Annotated in this window: 11 protein-coding genes and 1 pseudogene; 8 read left to right on the forward strand and 4 right to left on the reverse strand. The window is 70.4% G+C overall.

What is annotated here, in order from left to right; genetic code table 11:
- Positions 1-274: 274 nt before the first annotated feature.
- The 3 genes and pseudogenes from FCI23_RS63105 (at position 275) to FCI23_RS23535 (ending at position 1,613) form a co-directional block, all read left to right on the forward strand.
- On the forward strand, positions 275-652 hold the full coding sequence (locus FCI23_RS63105; RefSeq protein ID WP_407646015.1) for a hypothetical protein: 378 nt from the start codon (positions 275-277) through the stop codon (positions 650-652).
- A pseudogene (locus FCI23_RS23530) lies at positions 642-833 on the forward strand (acyl-CoA dehydrogenase family protein); the annotation flags it as partial. The gene FCI23_RS63105 and the pseudogene FCI23_RS23530, both read left to right, overlap by 11 nt.
- A gap of 9 nt (positions 834-842) precedes the next feature.
- Positions 843-1,613: an SDR family NAD(P)-dependent oxidoreductase gene (locus tag FCI23_RS23535; protein WP_136725921.1), complete on the forward strand. Its 771-nt coding sequence runs from the start codon at positions 843-845 to the stop codon at positions 1,611-1,613.
- Positions 1,614-2,102: 489 nt separating this feature from the next.
- Here the strand turns inward: FCI23_RS23535 and FCI23_RS23540 are convergent, their stop codons facing one another.
- The 3 genes from FCI23_RS23540 to FCI23_RS23550 all read right to left on the reverse strand — a co-directional run bounded on the left by FCI23_RS23540 (position 2,103) and on the right by FCI23_RS23550 (position 5,675).
- Positions 2,103-3,575 (reverse strand): extracellular catalytic domain type 1 short-chain-length polyhydroxyalkanoate depolymerase, encoded by a 1,473-nt coding sequence (locus FCI23_RS23540; protein WP_136725922.1) that lies wholly within the window; start codon positions 3,573-3,575, stop codon positions 2,103-2,105.
- 679 nt (positions 3,576-4,254) lie between these two features.
- Positions 4,255-4,905 (reverse strand): CoA transferase subunit B, encoded by a 651-nt coding sequence (locus FCI23_RS23545; protein WP_136725923.1) that lies wholly within the window; start codon positions 4,903-4,905, stop codon positions 4,255-4,257.
- Between the two features lie 2 nt (positions 4,906-4,907).
- Positions 4,908-5,675, reverse strand: a complete 768-nt coding sequence (locus FCI23_RS23550) for a CoA transferase subunit A (RefSeq protein ID WP_136725924.1) — start codon at positions 5,673-5,675, stop codon at positions 4,908-4,910.
- A gap of 465 nt (positions 5,676-6,140) precedes the next feature.
- Here FCI23_RS23550 and FCI23_RS23555 point away from each other — a divergent pair, with 465 nt between their 5' ends.
- From FCI23_RS23555 to FCI23_RS23575, 5 genes are read left to right on the forward strand one after another with little or no spacing between them, the layout of a single operon-like run.
- The gene (locus tag FCI23_RS23555) at positions 6,141-7,379 is read left to right on the forward strand and encodes a substrate-binding domain-containing protein (RefSeq protein WP_136725925.1); all 1,239 of its coding nucleotides are present in this window, start codon (positions 6,141-6,143) and stop codon (positions 7,377-7,379) included.
- Between the two features lie 2 nt (positions 7,380-7,381).
- Positions 7,382-8,188 (forward strand): ABC transporter ATP-binding protein, encoded by an 807-nt coding sequence (locus tag FCI23_RS23560; RefSeq protein WP_136725926.1) that lies wholly within the window; start codon positions 7,382-7,384, stop codon positions 8,186-8,188.
- An 8-nt stretch (positions 8,189-8,196) separates the two neighbouring features.
- A complete protein-coding gene (locus FCI23_RS23565) occupies positions 8,197-9,045 on the forward strand; it encodes an ABC transporter ATP-binding protein (protein ID WP_136725948.1) in 849 nt (282 codons plus the stop codon).
- Positions 9,045-9,932, forward strand: a complete 888-nt coding sequence (locus tag FCI23_RS23570) for a branched-chain amino acid ABC transporter permease (RefSeq protein WP_136725927.1) — start codon at positions 9,045-9,047, stop codon at positions 9,930-9,932. The genes FCI23_RS23565 and FCI23_RS23570 overlap by 1 nt, the downstream gene beginning before the upstream one ends.
- Positions 9,929-11,059 carry a branched-chain amino acid ABC transporter permease gene (locus FCI23_RS23575; RefSeq protein WP_136725928.1) on the forward strand — a complete coding sequence of 377 codons (1,131 nt, stop codon included), beginning with the start codon at positions 9,929-9,931 and terminating at the stop codon, positions 11,057-11,059. Before FCI23_RS23570 ends, FCI23_RS23575 begins: the two co-directional genes overlap by 4 nt.
- Before the next feature lie 75 nt (positions 11,060-11,134).
- Here the strand turns inward: FCI23_RS23575 and FCI23_RS23580 are convergent, their stop codons facing one another.
- Positions 11,135-13,048: a helix-turn-helix domain-containing protein gene (locus tag FCI23_RS23580; RefSeq protein WP_136725929.1), complete on the reverse strand. Its 1,914-nt coding sequence runs from the start codon at positions 13,046-13,048 to the stop codon at positions 11,135-11,137.
- Positions 13,049-13,163 lie beyond the last annotated feature (115 nt).

The following is a 13,163-nucleotide window of genomic DNA, read 5'->3' on the forward strand; positions in this document are numbered from 1 at the left end:
CATGAACCACCTGAGCGGCCGACCGTGCCGCTGGCAGGGCGAAGACGTCCGTGACGGACGGTGCAGCCCCGAGGTGAGTGAAACGATTCATCACACTTCACTCGGTGAGGGTATTGACTGGCATGTGGCGGGTCAATGACTTCCGGGTTATCGGCACGGACATGTTTTCCGTTGCACGGACGGGTAGTTGAGGCCCCCGGCAACGGCGGCGCGGCTCGGCTATGTCCTCAACGGAGCCAAGACCTTCATCATCGTCAGACCGCTCGCCGACCTGGTGATCGTGGTGGCGCGGACGTCGACCGATCCCGGCGACCGTCGGGCGGGCCTCACCTTGCTGGTCGTCGAAGACGGCACGCCCGGGTTCACGCGCGGCCGGGTCCTGAACAAGATGGGCATCAAGACCGTGCGGTGCGCGACCTCGTCGATGGCGAGCTGTCCGGCGCCGACGCGGCAAAGGTTAAGAGGCCGCCCGAATAGGTGGGGCGGCGTCGCGTGCCGATGGGCAGCGCCTGGCGGCGTTGTCGTCGGTCGACGACGCTCCGCGTCGCCTCCTCCCCCAGCTACCGCTGGGAGGTGCCCCCACCTCCGCCTTGCCAGACTTGGGCCCTCGCCCCGCTCCTTAACCCGCCCCACCTATTCGCGCGGCCTCTAAGTTGTTCTGCACCGGGATGCAGCCTCGGGCTGTCGATCATTGCCTGCAACTGTTCGGAGGCCACGGTTACATGCTGGAGTACCTTATCGCGCGGCTGTACACCGATGCGCGCGTCGCCCGCATCTACGCCGGCACCAGCGAGGTCATAAAGGTCATCGTCGCCAAATCCCTGGGACTGTGAGGCAACGCGATGTCGGACTTCTCCAGCAGGGCGGGTGCCGCGTTCGTCGCGGGTGGCACCGGTGGCATCGGCGCGGCGATCGTCCGGACGCTGGCCCGGCGGGGCAGCGACGTGGCGTTCACGTATCGCGCCAACCAGGCCGCGGCCGACGGTCTCGCCGGCGACGTCAGGGAACACGGGCGTCAAGTCCTCGCGCTGCGGCTTGACTTGACCGACGAGTCGGCCACGGCGAGGGCCGTCTCCGAGGCCGCCGAAACCTTTGGCGGCATCCACACCCTCGTCCACGCGGCGGGCCCGCACGTGCCGATGGTGCACCTGAGCAAGGTGTCGCCAAGTCAGTACCGTGCCCAACTCGACGCGGACGCGGTGGCGTTCTTCAACCTGGTCCATCCGGCGCTGCCGCGGCTGCGCGAAAGCCGGGGGAACATCGTCGCCGTCACCACCGTGGCCACGCGTCGGTTCCCGGTCCGCGACGGGCTCTCGTCGGGCACGAAAGGGGCGGTCGAGGCAGTCGCACGGGCGCTGGCCGCCGAGGAAGGGCGGTACGGCGTACGCGTGAACTGCGTCGGCCCGGGCATGCTGACCGACGGCATAGCCGCACGCCTGGTCACCTCCGGCGACCTCGACGAGGCGGCGCTGGAGATTACCCGGCGCAACATCCCGCTCCGCCGCTTCGGCGACGCGATGGACATCGCCGAAGCGGTCGCGTTCCTGGCCTCGGACCGCGCCGGTTTCATCACCGGCCAGGCGCTGGGCGTCGACGGCGGGTACAGCGTCTGAGGCGATCGGTGCCGGTGACGGAGGCCGCGTCCGGACCGAGCAGGAAGACAGCGTCCGCGGCGATGCCGTCGGGCGTGCCCGGACGACAGCGGATGCTGAGCAGACCGATGCCGCGGGAGCGCGGCGCGCGGTGGAGAGCGCTGGCGGACCAACCGCCGTTCTGAGCAGGTAAGTTGGCGTGATGGAGACGCCTGCAGCCTCCCGGAGCCAGGCGTACGAAAGCCTCCGGAACTGCCGTCCTGGAGGCTTCGATGGCATCGGCTGGAGGTCGGTTCCGGACACCACCGCTGGTTTTGGCGGGCCTCGGTGGCGTCCACGTTCTTGCGGGAGAACCCCACGATGCCACACGGCACCCACCCAGCAGACCGCCGTAGGACGATGATGTGGTGAAGCGCTGTTGAGCCGCGCTCCGCCGCGATCCCGGGTCGCGGCGGAGCGCACAGAACGGCCCGGCGCCACGGGGCGCGCGGTGATGTACCTGATGAGCCGTCAGGCAGGACAGCCGGAATCAGCGATCACGTAGTAACCGGCGGAGGTCTCCTCCAACGTATGCGTAACGTAGGTGTTGTACAGGCCCATGTTCTGGTTGGAGCCGTTGGCGTAGGTGTAGCCGCCGCTGGTGTGGGCCCGGCCCGCCGCTACCTGGTTGTAGTTGTTGGTGGTGAAGCACTGGGGCGCGTATCCGGTGGTCGTCGCCGTGACCGCCGTGGAGGAGGCGCCCACCCTGCCGGAGGAGTCGACCGCCGCGACGGTATAGCTGTAGGCGGTGCCGGAGGCGAGCCCGGTGTCGGTGTACGACGTCGACGTGGTCGACGCTGCCTTGGTGCCCTCGCGGTAGACGGAGTAGGAGGCAGCGCCGCTGACGGCGTTCCAGGACAAGGACACTGATGTGTTCGTGGTGCCGGTGACCGCCACCCCAGTCGGTGCGGTCAGGGATCCTGTGCCACCGGACGACCCGGCGTCCAGCCCCCAGAACTTCGCGGTGTAGTAGCTGGAGCAGATGTAGTTGAGGTAGTACGTGCCAGTGCTACCACACTGGTCGGTGTTCGATCCGGGGCTGACGGCGAGGCCGTGGGCCATTCCCGAGATGGAGTAGAGCTCGACTGCCGGTTTGCCGCCGCCGTCGTTGTAGATGCTCTCGGTGGTGCCTCCGGGCAGGCTCTGCGTGCTCGACGGCGTCTGGCTGATGCCCCAGGCGTTGGTCCACTGGCCGGCCAGCTCGGTGGCGTTGACCGGGTAGACAGTGGTGTCGGCCGTGCCCTGCCAGATGGCGACGCGCGGCCACGGTCCGGAGTAGCCGGGGTCGGAGTTGCGGACCTTGTCACCCCACTGCGCGGGAGTGAGGTTCTGGTTGCTGGTCTGGCAGCTGGAGGCCTGCGTCTGGGCGGTGGCGCACTGGGCGGGCAGACCGGAGTCGACCGAGCCGCCGGCGAACACGTCAGGATAATCGGCGAGCAGGTCAGCGGTCATACCGGCGCCCGCTGAGAGGCCTGTGACGAAGACGCGATGGGTGTCCGAGCCGTACTGGGATTCGGCGTGCGTGACCATCTGGATGACCGACGCCGCTTCGCCGTTGCCCCGGGTGTCCTTGGTGGAGTCGAACCAGCTGAAGCACGAGAACGAGTTGTTCGCCGAGGTGGTCTGCGGGAAGACCAGCGCGAAACCGTACATGTCGGCGTACTTCTGCCACCCGGAGTTCGAGTAGTAGTCGGTGGCGCTCTGGGTGCAGCCGTGCAGGGCGACGACGACAGGCGCGCCCGCCGGGAGGTTCGCCGGCGCGTATTCGTACATCTGCAGATTGCCTGGATTCGAACCGAAGCTGGTGACCTGCTGGAACGTCCCGGTGGCCGCCGCGGCGGTCGGTACGGTGGGCGAGAGGACGCTCAGGTAAGCCGCGACGACACAGAGCACGACTGTCGTCGTGAGGCGGCTGAAGTACCTGCGCATGGTGGGTAGGGGCATGAAGGCTCCCGGGCTGGACGAGGGGCAGAGCGGCGCGCGGCCTGGCACCACACCGGTTCCGCCTCGGTGGAGTGCCTCCACGACCGCCAACTCAGCTGTTGCCAAAGGACGTTATGACCCGGCGGTTACCGTCGGACATGTGCTGGACCGATACCGCAGCACGGGCGACCATGGCGTCCTCGCCCATGGCACCGACGCCGTCCCTCTGGCAACAGGGCACCGCCGGGCGCTCGGCCCTTCGACCGCTCGCGCCGCTGCGACACCGGTCCGGTCAAGCCGGTTGCGGAGCAGGCCGTGGCCCGATCGACGAGGGGCTGCCTTCACCAGGTGTGCGACCGGACCTGCCGCCCCTCGCGACATACGGCGTCTCAGGGCGATTGCCGTACAGCCGCAGTCATCATCGTCGAGCGGCGAAATATGTGATCCGGTCACGTGTGCCGCGTGTCGCGCCATTCCTACCGTGTCGTTCATGGAGAGCAGCCAGAGCAGCCAGAGTCCCGGTAAGGGCTCGGTCGAGCACACCGATCCGCACGACGCCGCCGAAGAGAGGCAGGCCGGCGCCTGTGGTGCCGCCCGGGTGGCCGGACAGCTGATGGGCGCCCCGTGCCACCCGGGTGACTGGCACGGGGCATCCCCGCGTTGGCTGATGTGGGGGACCTTCCGGCATTGGCTGGAGAGGTCAGACGCCGCCCGTCGCTTCGGGGACGAGCAGTTCGGTGTCCGTGGCCCTCTGGACCTCTTCGGCGGTGATGCCGGGAGCCGTTTCGACCAGCCGCAGACCGCCCGGCGTGACGTCGATGACAGCCATGTCGGTAATGATGCGGTCGACGACTCCCTGCCCAGTGAGTGGTAGGGTGCACTCCCGCACGATCTTCGGCGACCCGTCGTGGGCGGTGTGTTCCATCACCACGATGACCCGGCGGGCCCCGTGGACCAGGTCCATGGCTCCGCCCATACCCTTGACCATTTTCCCCGGGATCATCCAGTTGGCCAGGTCCCCGGAGGCGGACACCTGCATGGCACCGAGGATCGAGATGTCGATCCGGCCGGCGCGGATCATGCCGAAGGAGGCCGCCGAGTCGAAATAGGCAGCGCCCGGCCGCACGGTGACGGTCTCCTTGCCGGCGTTGATCAGGTCGGGATGCTCCTCGCCCGCAAGGGGAAAGGGGCCGACCCCGAGGATGCCGTTCTCCGAATGCAGCACCACCTCGATGCCTTCGGGGAGGTGGTTGGGGATCAGCGTCGGCAGTCCGATGCCCAGGTTGACGTACTGGCCGTCACTGAGCTCCCGGGCGGCGCGAGCTGCCAGTTGGTCACGCGTCAGGGCCATGATCACTTCTCCGGCGAGGTGCGGGCGGGCTGGAGGGTGCGGCGCTCGATGCGCTTGTCGGCGGGGTCCGCGGCGACCACCCGGTCGACGTAGACGCCGGGCAGGTGAATCGCGTCCGGCGGGATCTCGCCGGGCTCGACGATGCGTTCGGCCTCCACGAGGGTGATCCGGCCGGCCATCGCGCACAACGGGTTGAAGTTGCGGGCGGCGGCGTTGAAGACCGCGTTGCCGTGGCGGTCGGCGACTTCGGCCCGGACGAGAGCGAAGTCGGCGGTGATGGCCTCCTCCAGCAGATAGCGGCGGCCGCCGAACTCCCGTACCTCCTTGGGCGGGGAGGCATGGGCGATGCTGCCGTCGGAGGCGTACCGCCAGGGTAGGCCGCCCTCCTCGACCTGGGTGCCTACCCCCGCCGGGGTGAAGAAGGCCGGGATGCCTGCGCCGCCGGCACGCAGCCGCTCGGCCAGGGTGCCCTGCGGAGTGAGCTCCACCTCCAGCTCCCCGCTGAGGTACTGCCGGGCGAACTCCTTGTTCTCGCCGACGTACGAGGACGTCATCCGGGCGATCCGCCCGGCCCGCAGCAGCAGCCCCAGGCCCCAGTCGTCCACGCCACAGTTGTTGGAGACCACGCGCAGTCCCGCCGTACCCGCCTCGGCGAGGGCGGCGATGAGCGTCGAGGGGATGCCGCAGAGCCCGAAGCCCCCGACAGCCAGGACCGCACCGCGGGGAATGTCCTCGACGGCTCGCGTAGCCGAGTCCACCACCTTGTCCATACCGTTGCCTCTCAGACCGACCGGCGAATGGGGAGCGGCGTCGCGGGCCGAAGGCTCTCGCCTGGCGGCGTTGTCCTCAGTCGCCGCAGCTCCGCCACGTCTCCTTCGTCCGCCTTTCCACGCACTGCCCTCGACCCGCTCCTTCACCCACCCCCATTTGCCGGTCGGTCTCGGGTGGGATCCATTTGGATCGATGCCGATGCCGCGGGCCCGCTGCTGGCCGAGGCGCCGGCATCCTCACTCTCCCCGGCACACTCCGGCACTGTCCATGTCGGCTGCCCACATCCACCGACGGAGCGAAGTGGAACGCACCCACATACCGATCGAGCCTGGCGGCTCCTACGGTCGGGCAAACCACCACAGCGGGAAACCGCCGCGCCCGCGGCGACCACCCGGAGAGCGGCTCACACGGGACACGCCGCCTCCTCGTCGCCGATAGCGACAGACCCTCAGGAGCCGGCCAGCATGCCTTCGAATCAGACAGACGCCAGAACGAAATCCGCCGTCGCGCTCGCCGCGATCGCCACGATCACCCTGCTGGCCGGCTGCGCCGCCGCCGGGACCGCGGGCTCCAGCAGCGCGGGCTCCGCCGGCAGTTCGGCGAGCGCTCCGGTGAAGGTGGGGCTGGTCTACTCCCGCAGTGGGCTGCTCGCTGCCTACGGCGCGCAGTACGAGCAGGGCTTCAAGGCAGGCCTGGACTACGCCACGCATGGCACCGGAAAGGCCGGCGGCCACACCATCGAGCTCACCGAACAGGACGACGCGGGTGACCCGGCGAAGGCCGTCGCCGACGCGAAGGGCCTGATCGGAAAGGGCTACAAGATCCTCGCGGGGACCACCGACTCCGGAGTCGCCCTGCAGATGGCCCCGTTGGCCGCGCAGAACCAGGTGCTCTACATCGACGGTGCGGCGGCCAGTGACGGGATCACCGGCATCAACAAGTACACCTTCCGCTCGGGGCGGCAGTCCTACCAGGACATCCTCACCGCCGCCGCGATGCTGGGCGACGCCAAGGGCAAGAAGGTCACGGTGGTGGCCCAGGACACGGCCTTCGGACAGGCCAACGTGGCGGCGGTGAAGGCGGTGCTCGGGGCGAAGGGCGCGAGTGTGGGATCCGTGCTGGCCCCGCCCAGCGCCACCGATCTCACTCCCTTCGCCCAGCAGGTCAAGTCGGCCAAGCCCAGCCTGGTCTTTGTCGCCTGGGCCGGGGCCACCGCTCCCGCGCTGTGGACGGCGATGAACCAGCAGGGAGTCCTCGACTCCACGAAGGTGGTCACAGGGATGGCCGGCACCGCCTCCTACCCGGTCTTCGGGGCCGGCGGGAGCAAACTGTCGTTCCTCGCCCACTACTTCCCGGGTGCGGGCGGGGGCAATCCGGTCGAGACGGCGATGATCAAGGGCATCACCAAGGCGGGCGGCACACCCGACCTGTTCAGCCCGGACGGCTTCACCGCGGCGCAGATGATCGTGCACGCCATCGAGTCCGGCAGCGCCACCGACACCTCGGCGATGGTCAAGTCGCTGGAGGGCTGGAGCTTCAACGGTGTCAAGGGCGCCGAGCAGGTCCGCGCTCAGGACCACGCCCTGCTCCAGCCGATGTTCGAGGCCCAGCTGACCGGCTCCGGCGCGACGGCCAGGCCGAAGCTGCTCAAGTCTCTCCCGATGTCAGCGGTCGCGCCGCCGTTGAAGAAGATGGCGGGCTGACCATGGCTCCCCGGAACGCAACGGCACCCGCCGTCGCCGGGGGCGCGGCGACAGGGGCGACGACCGCCGCCCCTGTCCTGCGTCTGAGCGGTGTCGGCTGGGCGGTGGGCGGCGCCACCATCCTGCAGGGCGTCTCCCTGGACGTCCATGAAGGCGAGTTCCTGGCCTTCATCGGCCCCAACGGCGCCGGCAAGACCTCCCTGTTCAACCTGATCAGCGGGCTCAGCCCGGTCACCAGCGGCACGGTCGAACTGGACGGCACCGATGTCACGGCCGAGTCCGTGTCCACGCGTGCCCGGAGGGGACTTGGCCGCACCTTCCAGACCTCCAGCCTCTGGCCCGGGATGACCGTGGCCGAGCACATCCGGCTGGCCGCGCAGGCAGCGACGGGCGGCTCGTACCGGTTCTGGCGCCGGGCCGGGCGGTACTCGGAACAGGTGCACCGGACCCTGGAGCGCACCGGACTCACCCACCGCGCCGACACGCCTGCCGGATCGCTGTCGCACGGTGAGAAGCGCAAGCTCGAACTGGCCGTCCTGCTGGTCGGCGAGCCTCGGCTGATGCTGCTGGACGAGCCGATGGCCGGCGTGAGCGCCGAAGAGGTGCCTGCCCTGACCGAGCTCATCCGCTCACTGCACCGGGACGAGGGCCGCACCGTGCTCATGGTCGAGCACCACATGGACGTCCTGCTGGGCCTGGCCGACCGGCTCGCCGTGATGCACCACGGCACCCTGCTGGCCCTGGACACCCCCCAGGCCGTGATGGCCGACACCACCGTCCAGCAGGCATACCTCGGGGAGGCACTGTGACATCCGAGCTGACCGAGCCGTTGCTGACCGTGCGCGGACTGCGGGTCGTCATCGGCGGCCGGCACATCCTGCACGGCGTGGACCTGGACGTCGCCGCGAGCGGCGTCACCGCCCTGCTCGGCCGCAACGGCGCGGGCAAGACCACCACCGTACGGGGCATCCTCGGGCTCGTCCCCCGGACCGGCAGCGTGCTGCTCGGAGCCGAGGAAACCGTCCGGCTGGCCACCCACAACCTGGTCCGCCGTGGCATCGGGTACGCCCCCGAGGACCGCGGGGTATTCGCCTCGCTCACCGTCGCGGAAAACCTGCGGCTGGCCGAGCGAGCAGGGGCTGGGGAACCCGACTACCCGCTCGTCCACGAGCTTTTCCCCGAGCTGAGAACACGCGCCCGGCAAGCCGCAGGAACCCTCTCGGGCGGGCAGCAGCAGATGGTGGCCATCGCCCGCACCCTGCTGAACGGCAACCGGCTGATCATCGCGGACGAGCCCACCAAGGGCCTCGCCCCCAAGGTGGTCACCGAGGTCGCCCAGGTCCTGGAGCGGGCCGCCGAGGCCGTGCCCGTCCTGCTGGTCGAGCAGAACCTCGCCCTGGTACGCCGCCTCGCCGCACACTGCGCCGTCCTCGCGGACGGCCGGACCGTGCATCGCGGCCCCGCCGCCGCACTGCTCGCGGACGCCGACGCGCTGCGCCGCTTGCTCGGAGTGGGCCGCCACGACGCCGGCGCCCCGGCAGAAGCTCAGCCACGAACAGCGCTCGAACCCATGGCGCCACGACCGTCCGCAGCAGATGAGGACCGGCCGGCTGCCGCGGGCGCGGGGAACGCCGCAGGCACAGCGAACAAGGAGGCAACACCCTGATGGCCACGATCGTGCTGCTCACTTGCACCGGACTGGGACTGGGCGCTCTGTACTTCCTGGTGGCCTCCGGCCTATCGCTGATCTTCGGTCTGATGGACGTGCTGAACTTCGCCCATGGCGCCCTGCTCTCCATCGGCGCGTACGGCGCCTGGTGGGCCGCCGGCGGGAACCTGCCCGGAGCCGGCCGGAGCGGATTCGGCTTCGTCCTGGCGGTGGCCTTCGGCACGGCGGTCGGCACCCTGGCCGCGGTCCTCCTCGAACTGGCCGTCATCCGCCCCCTCTACACCCGGCCTCGCGAACAGATCCTCGCCACCGTAGGCGTGGGCCTGGCCACGCCGGCACTGCTCTCGGCGATCTGGGGCTCCGACGCCCGCACCTTCCCCGGCCCCGCAGCGCTCTCCGGTACCTTTCCGCTGCTCGGCGCGGCGATACCGGTCAACCGACTGGTGCTCGTCGCCGCCGCGCTGGTGGTGCTGGTGGCCCTCAGGCTCTTCCTCGGCCGGACCCGCCACGGCCTCGTTGTCCGCGCCGGCGTCGAGGACCGGGCCATGGTCACCGCCCTCGGCATCGACGTACGCAAGGCGTTCACCCTGGTCTTCGCCATCGGCGGTGCCGCTGCCGCCCTCGCCGGCGCGCTCGGCGGCCTGTACTTCGGCTCGGTCGACCCCGGGCAGGGCACCTCGCTGCTCATCTTCGCGTTCGTCGTCGTCGTGATGGGCGGCATGGGCTCGATCACGGGAGCCGCAGTGGCCGCCGTCGGCGTCGGCCTCGTCCAGCAGTTCGCCAACTACTACACCGCCGCCGGCCTCGGCGACCTCGCGGTCGTCGTCATGCTCGCCGCACTGCTGCTCATCCGGCCGCGCGGACTCACCGGGAGGCTCGCATGAGCACCACCACGTCCACTGCTGAGCCGACCCGGCAGGAGGCCCCCGACCAGGCGAGGCCGCCGTCCTCGCCCGGCTGGCTGCGCCGTGCCGGTCACTGGTGGCCCGGCGTGCTCCTGCTCGTCCTGTTCATCGCCCCGTACAGCGCGCTGCAGGTGCCGGGCCTCTTCGACGGGCCGGTCGGCAGCCCGGGGACCCTGCAACTGCTGGCGCTCTGCCTGGTCTTCGGCGCCCTCGCCACCGGATACGACCTCCTGGTGGGCCGCCTCGGGCTGCTCTCCTTCGGCCATGCTCTGTACTTCGCCGCCGGCACCTACGCCACCAACACGATCATGCTCGAGGCGGGCCTGCCGTTCGTCGCGTCCGCCCTACTCGGGCTACTCGTCGGGGCCGTGCTGGCCGCGCTGCTGGGCTCGGTCAGCCTCCGGGTCACCGGTATCGGCTTCTCCATGGTCACGCTGGCCTTCGCCCAAGCCGGGTCCATCCTCGTCCAACGGGATCCAGGTGGCATCACCGGCGGCGAGGAGGGCCGCGCCGCGCCGGCGCAGCAGCTGCCCGCCTCCCTGGTCGGCATCCAGCACACCGCCAACCTTTACTGGATCGCCCTGGCCTACCTGGTGGTCACCCTCGTGGCCGTGCACTGGGCGGTCCGCTCGCCCACCGGACGGGTCTGGGAGGGCATCAAGGAAAACGAGCGCCGGGTCGAGGTACTGGGTCTGCGGCCGTACGGCTTCAAGCTGCTCGCCTTCGTCCTGGCCGGGACCCTGGCGGCGCTCGGCGGCATCGTCTACCTGCTGCTCACCGGCGGCGCCACCCCGCAGACAACCACCTCGGACTTCACCCTGTCGCTCCTGGTGATGGTGGTTCTGGGCGGCTCCGGCAGCCGCTGGGGACCGCTGATCGGCGGCGTCCTCTACACCTGGGCCGACCACCGGCTGGGCGACCTGGCCGGCTCCGGAACCGTGGCCGGGCTCCCGGCGGTGTTGCGGGTACCTCTCTCGCAGCCGCTCTTCCTGCTCGGCACGATCTTCGTCGTCATGGTCTACGTACTGCCGGGCGGGGTGGTACGGCTGCCCGGGCGCCTGCGCGAGGCGCGGACGAGCAAGAGGTCGCTCGGACAGGCGGGATAGCGCGAAAGAAGCCCGGTGCGGCCCTGACTCCTGCCTCCGTTACCCCGCGCGGACGCGCGGGGTAACGGAGGCAGATCAGTGGCGGCCCGCGAACAGCCTCAGGCGCAGGGCGAGTTGGAGTTCCAGGGCCCGGTCCGGGTCGTCCCAGCCCTTTCCCAGCAGGGCTTCCACCCGCTCCAGCCGCTGTACGACGGTGTTGACGTGCAGGTGCAGCTGGTCTTTGGCCCGGGTAAGGCTGCCGCCGCAGGCGAAGTAGACGTCCAGGGTGTGGACGAGTTCGGTGCCGCGGCGGGCGTCGTAATCCAGGAGGGGACCGAGCGCGGTGGTGATGAAGCCGTCGACGTCGTGTGCGTTACCGAGCAGTACGCCGAGGAAGCCGAGGTCGGCGGCGTCGGCGCCATCGCCGGTGCGGCCCAGTACATGGAGGGCGCGAAGACAGCGGACGGCCTCGGCGTGACCGGCGGCGAGGGCCAGCGGCCCGGCGGCGGGGCCGGCGGCGGCCACCGTGACCGGCGCGGCCATGAGGTGGGTGAGCTGCGCCGCGGCGGCCCGGGCGGCCTCGCCGGGCGTCGTCCCGTCGTATGGCAGCAGCATGACGACGATCTCGGCGTGCTCGGTGCTGATACCTTCCCGGCCGAAGAGATACTGCCGGGCGGTCGCGGCGAGCTTGGCCCGTGCCGGGACGGCGGTTTCGGCAACGAGCACCAGGTGCGCACGGTCCAGATCGGTACCGAGCCGGCGGCCCCGTCCGACCAGCCCGTCCGGGTCGCGGTCGGGGGCGGTGAGCAGATCGGTGAGGAGTTCCCCGCGGATGCGGTTCTCGGCTTCGGCGACCGAACGGCGCAGCAGCAGGAGCAGCGCGGTGACCACGCCCGCGCGTTCGAAGACCCGGCGGTCGGGGTCCTCCAGCCGGGGCCGGGCGTGCAGCACGAGGCTGCCCAGCAGTTCCGGTCCGGCCAGTACTGCGCAGATCCAGCGGCCGCCACGGGGCACGGCTCGGCCGACGGCGCGCGAGTCGGCCACCGCGGCAGTCAGTTCCGCGGCGGCGATGTCCTGGTCGGTGCCGGTCCGGGCGAGCCGCGTGCCTTCGTGGTCGTGGACGGTAATGCCACCGCCGAGGAGTTCCGCGACGGCGGCGGCGACAGTGGGTACCTCACCGCCGCGCAGGACGATGTCGGTCAGCCGGTCGTGGGCCTCCTCTGCGCGCTGCATCGCTGCGGAGTGCTCGCGGATGACGGTGTTGGCGTCGGCCAGTTCTGCCAGGGCGGCATGTGTGTCGGCCAGGGCCTTGGCGGTATCGATGGCGATGGCGGCGTGCGCGGCGAGCGAGTTCAGCAGGGCCACTTCGTCCGGAGAGAAGTTGCGGGGGGCGCGGTCGGCGGCGAACAGTACGCCGATTACCTTCCCGCCATCGCGGGAACCCAGCAGCAGCGGCACGCCGAGGATGGCGACCAGCCCCTCTTCCTGTACCCCGGCATCGATGGTGTGGGTGTGCCGGAAGCGCTCGTCGGTGCGGTAGTCCGGGGTGGCGTAGGGGCGGGCGGTCTGCGCCACCAGGCCGCCGAGACCCCTGCCGAGCTCCAGCCGCAGAATCTGGAACAGCGGGGAGACCGAGCCGTCCGTGACGCGCATATAGGTGTCCCCGGCCTCCTCATCCGGGAGGGTGAGATACGCGGTGTCGGTGCCCAGCAGCATCCGGGCTCTTCGGACGATGGACCGCAGCACGGCGTCGAGGTCGCGCAGCGCGGCGAGGTCACCGGCGGTGTCGAACAGCGCGGCGAGCTCGGCCTCCCTGCGGCGGTGCTGGCCCAGGGTGCGGTGGACGCGCAGGGCAAGCCAGGTCGCGTCCTCGATCCCGATGAGTTGGTCCGGCCTCGCGTCGGCGGCGCGGGCAGCCGCCAGGGGACCTTCGAGGTCATCGGCGGGAGCGCCATCGGCGAGCAGTTCGAGGAGGCGGCGCAGCGCGGTGGCGATCAATGGTTCGGACATACTTCTCGCCATCGTGACACACGGGACGGTTGGGGGGGTATGGCCTGGTGCTGCCCAGCCGGAGCGGATCGGGCGGCGCCTGGAGAGTACGCCGGTCGGGAGCGCGGTGAGTGCG

Source organism: Actinacidiphila oryziradicis (assembly GCF_005047355.1).
GTDB lineage: Bacteria > Actinomycetota > Actinomycetes > Streptomycetales > Streptomycetaceae > Actinacidiphila > Actinacidiphila oryziradicis.

Bases quoted from the DNA above. Each gene is read 5' to 3' on its own strand.
- FCI23_RS23540 (WP_136725922.1), bottom strand. From the start codon at position 3,575: ATGCCCCTACCCACCATGCGCAGGTACTTCAGCCGCCTCACGACGACA.
- FCI23_RS23580 (WP_136725929.1), bottom strand. From the start codon at position 13,048: ATGTCCGAACCATTGATCGCCACCGCGCTGCGCCGCCTCCTCGAACTG.
- FCI23_RS23535 (WP_136725921.1), top strand. From the start codon at position 843: ATGTCGGACTTCTCCAGCAGGGCGGGTGCCGCGTTCGTCGCGGGTGGC.
- FCI23_RS23550 (WP_136725924.1), bottom strand. From the start codon at position 5,675: ATGGACAAGGTGGTGGACTCGGCTACGCGAGCCGTCGAGGACATTCCC.
- FCI23_RS23555 (WP_136725925.1), top strand. From the start codon at position 6,141: ATGCCTTCGAATCAGACAGACGCCAGAACGAAATCCGCCGTCGCGCTC.
- FCI23_RS23545 (WP_136725923.1), bottom strand. From the start codon at position 4,905: ATGGCCCTGACGCGTGACCAACTGGCAGCTCGCGCCGCCCGGGAGCTC.
- FCI23_RS23570 (WP_136725927.1), top strand. From the start codon at position 9,045: ATGGCCACGATCGTGCTGCTCACTTGCACCGGACTGGGACTGGGCGCT.
- FCI23_RS23575 (WP_136725928.1), top strand. From the start codon at position 9,929: ATGAGCACCACCACGTCCACTGCTGAGCCGACCCGGCAGGAGGCCCCC.
- FCI23_RS23560 (WP_136725926.1), top strand. From the start codon at position 7,382: ATGGCTCCCCGGAACGCAACGGCACCCGCCGTCGCCGGGGGCGCGGCG.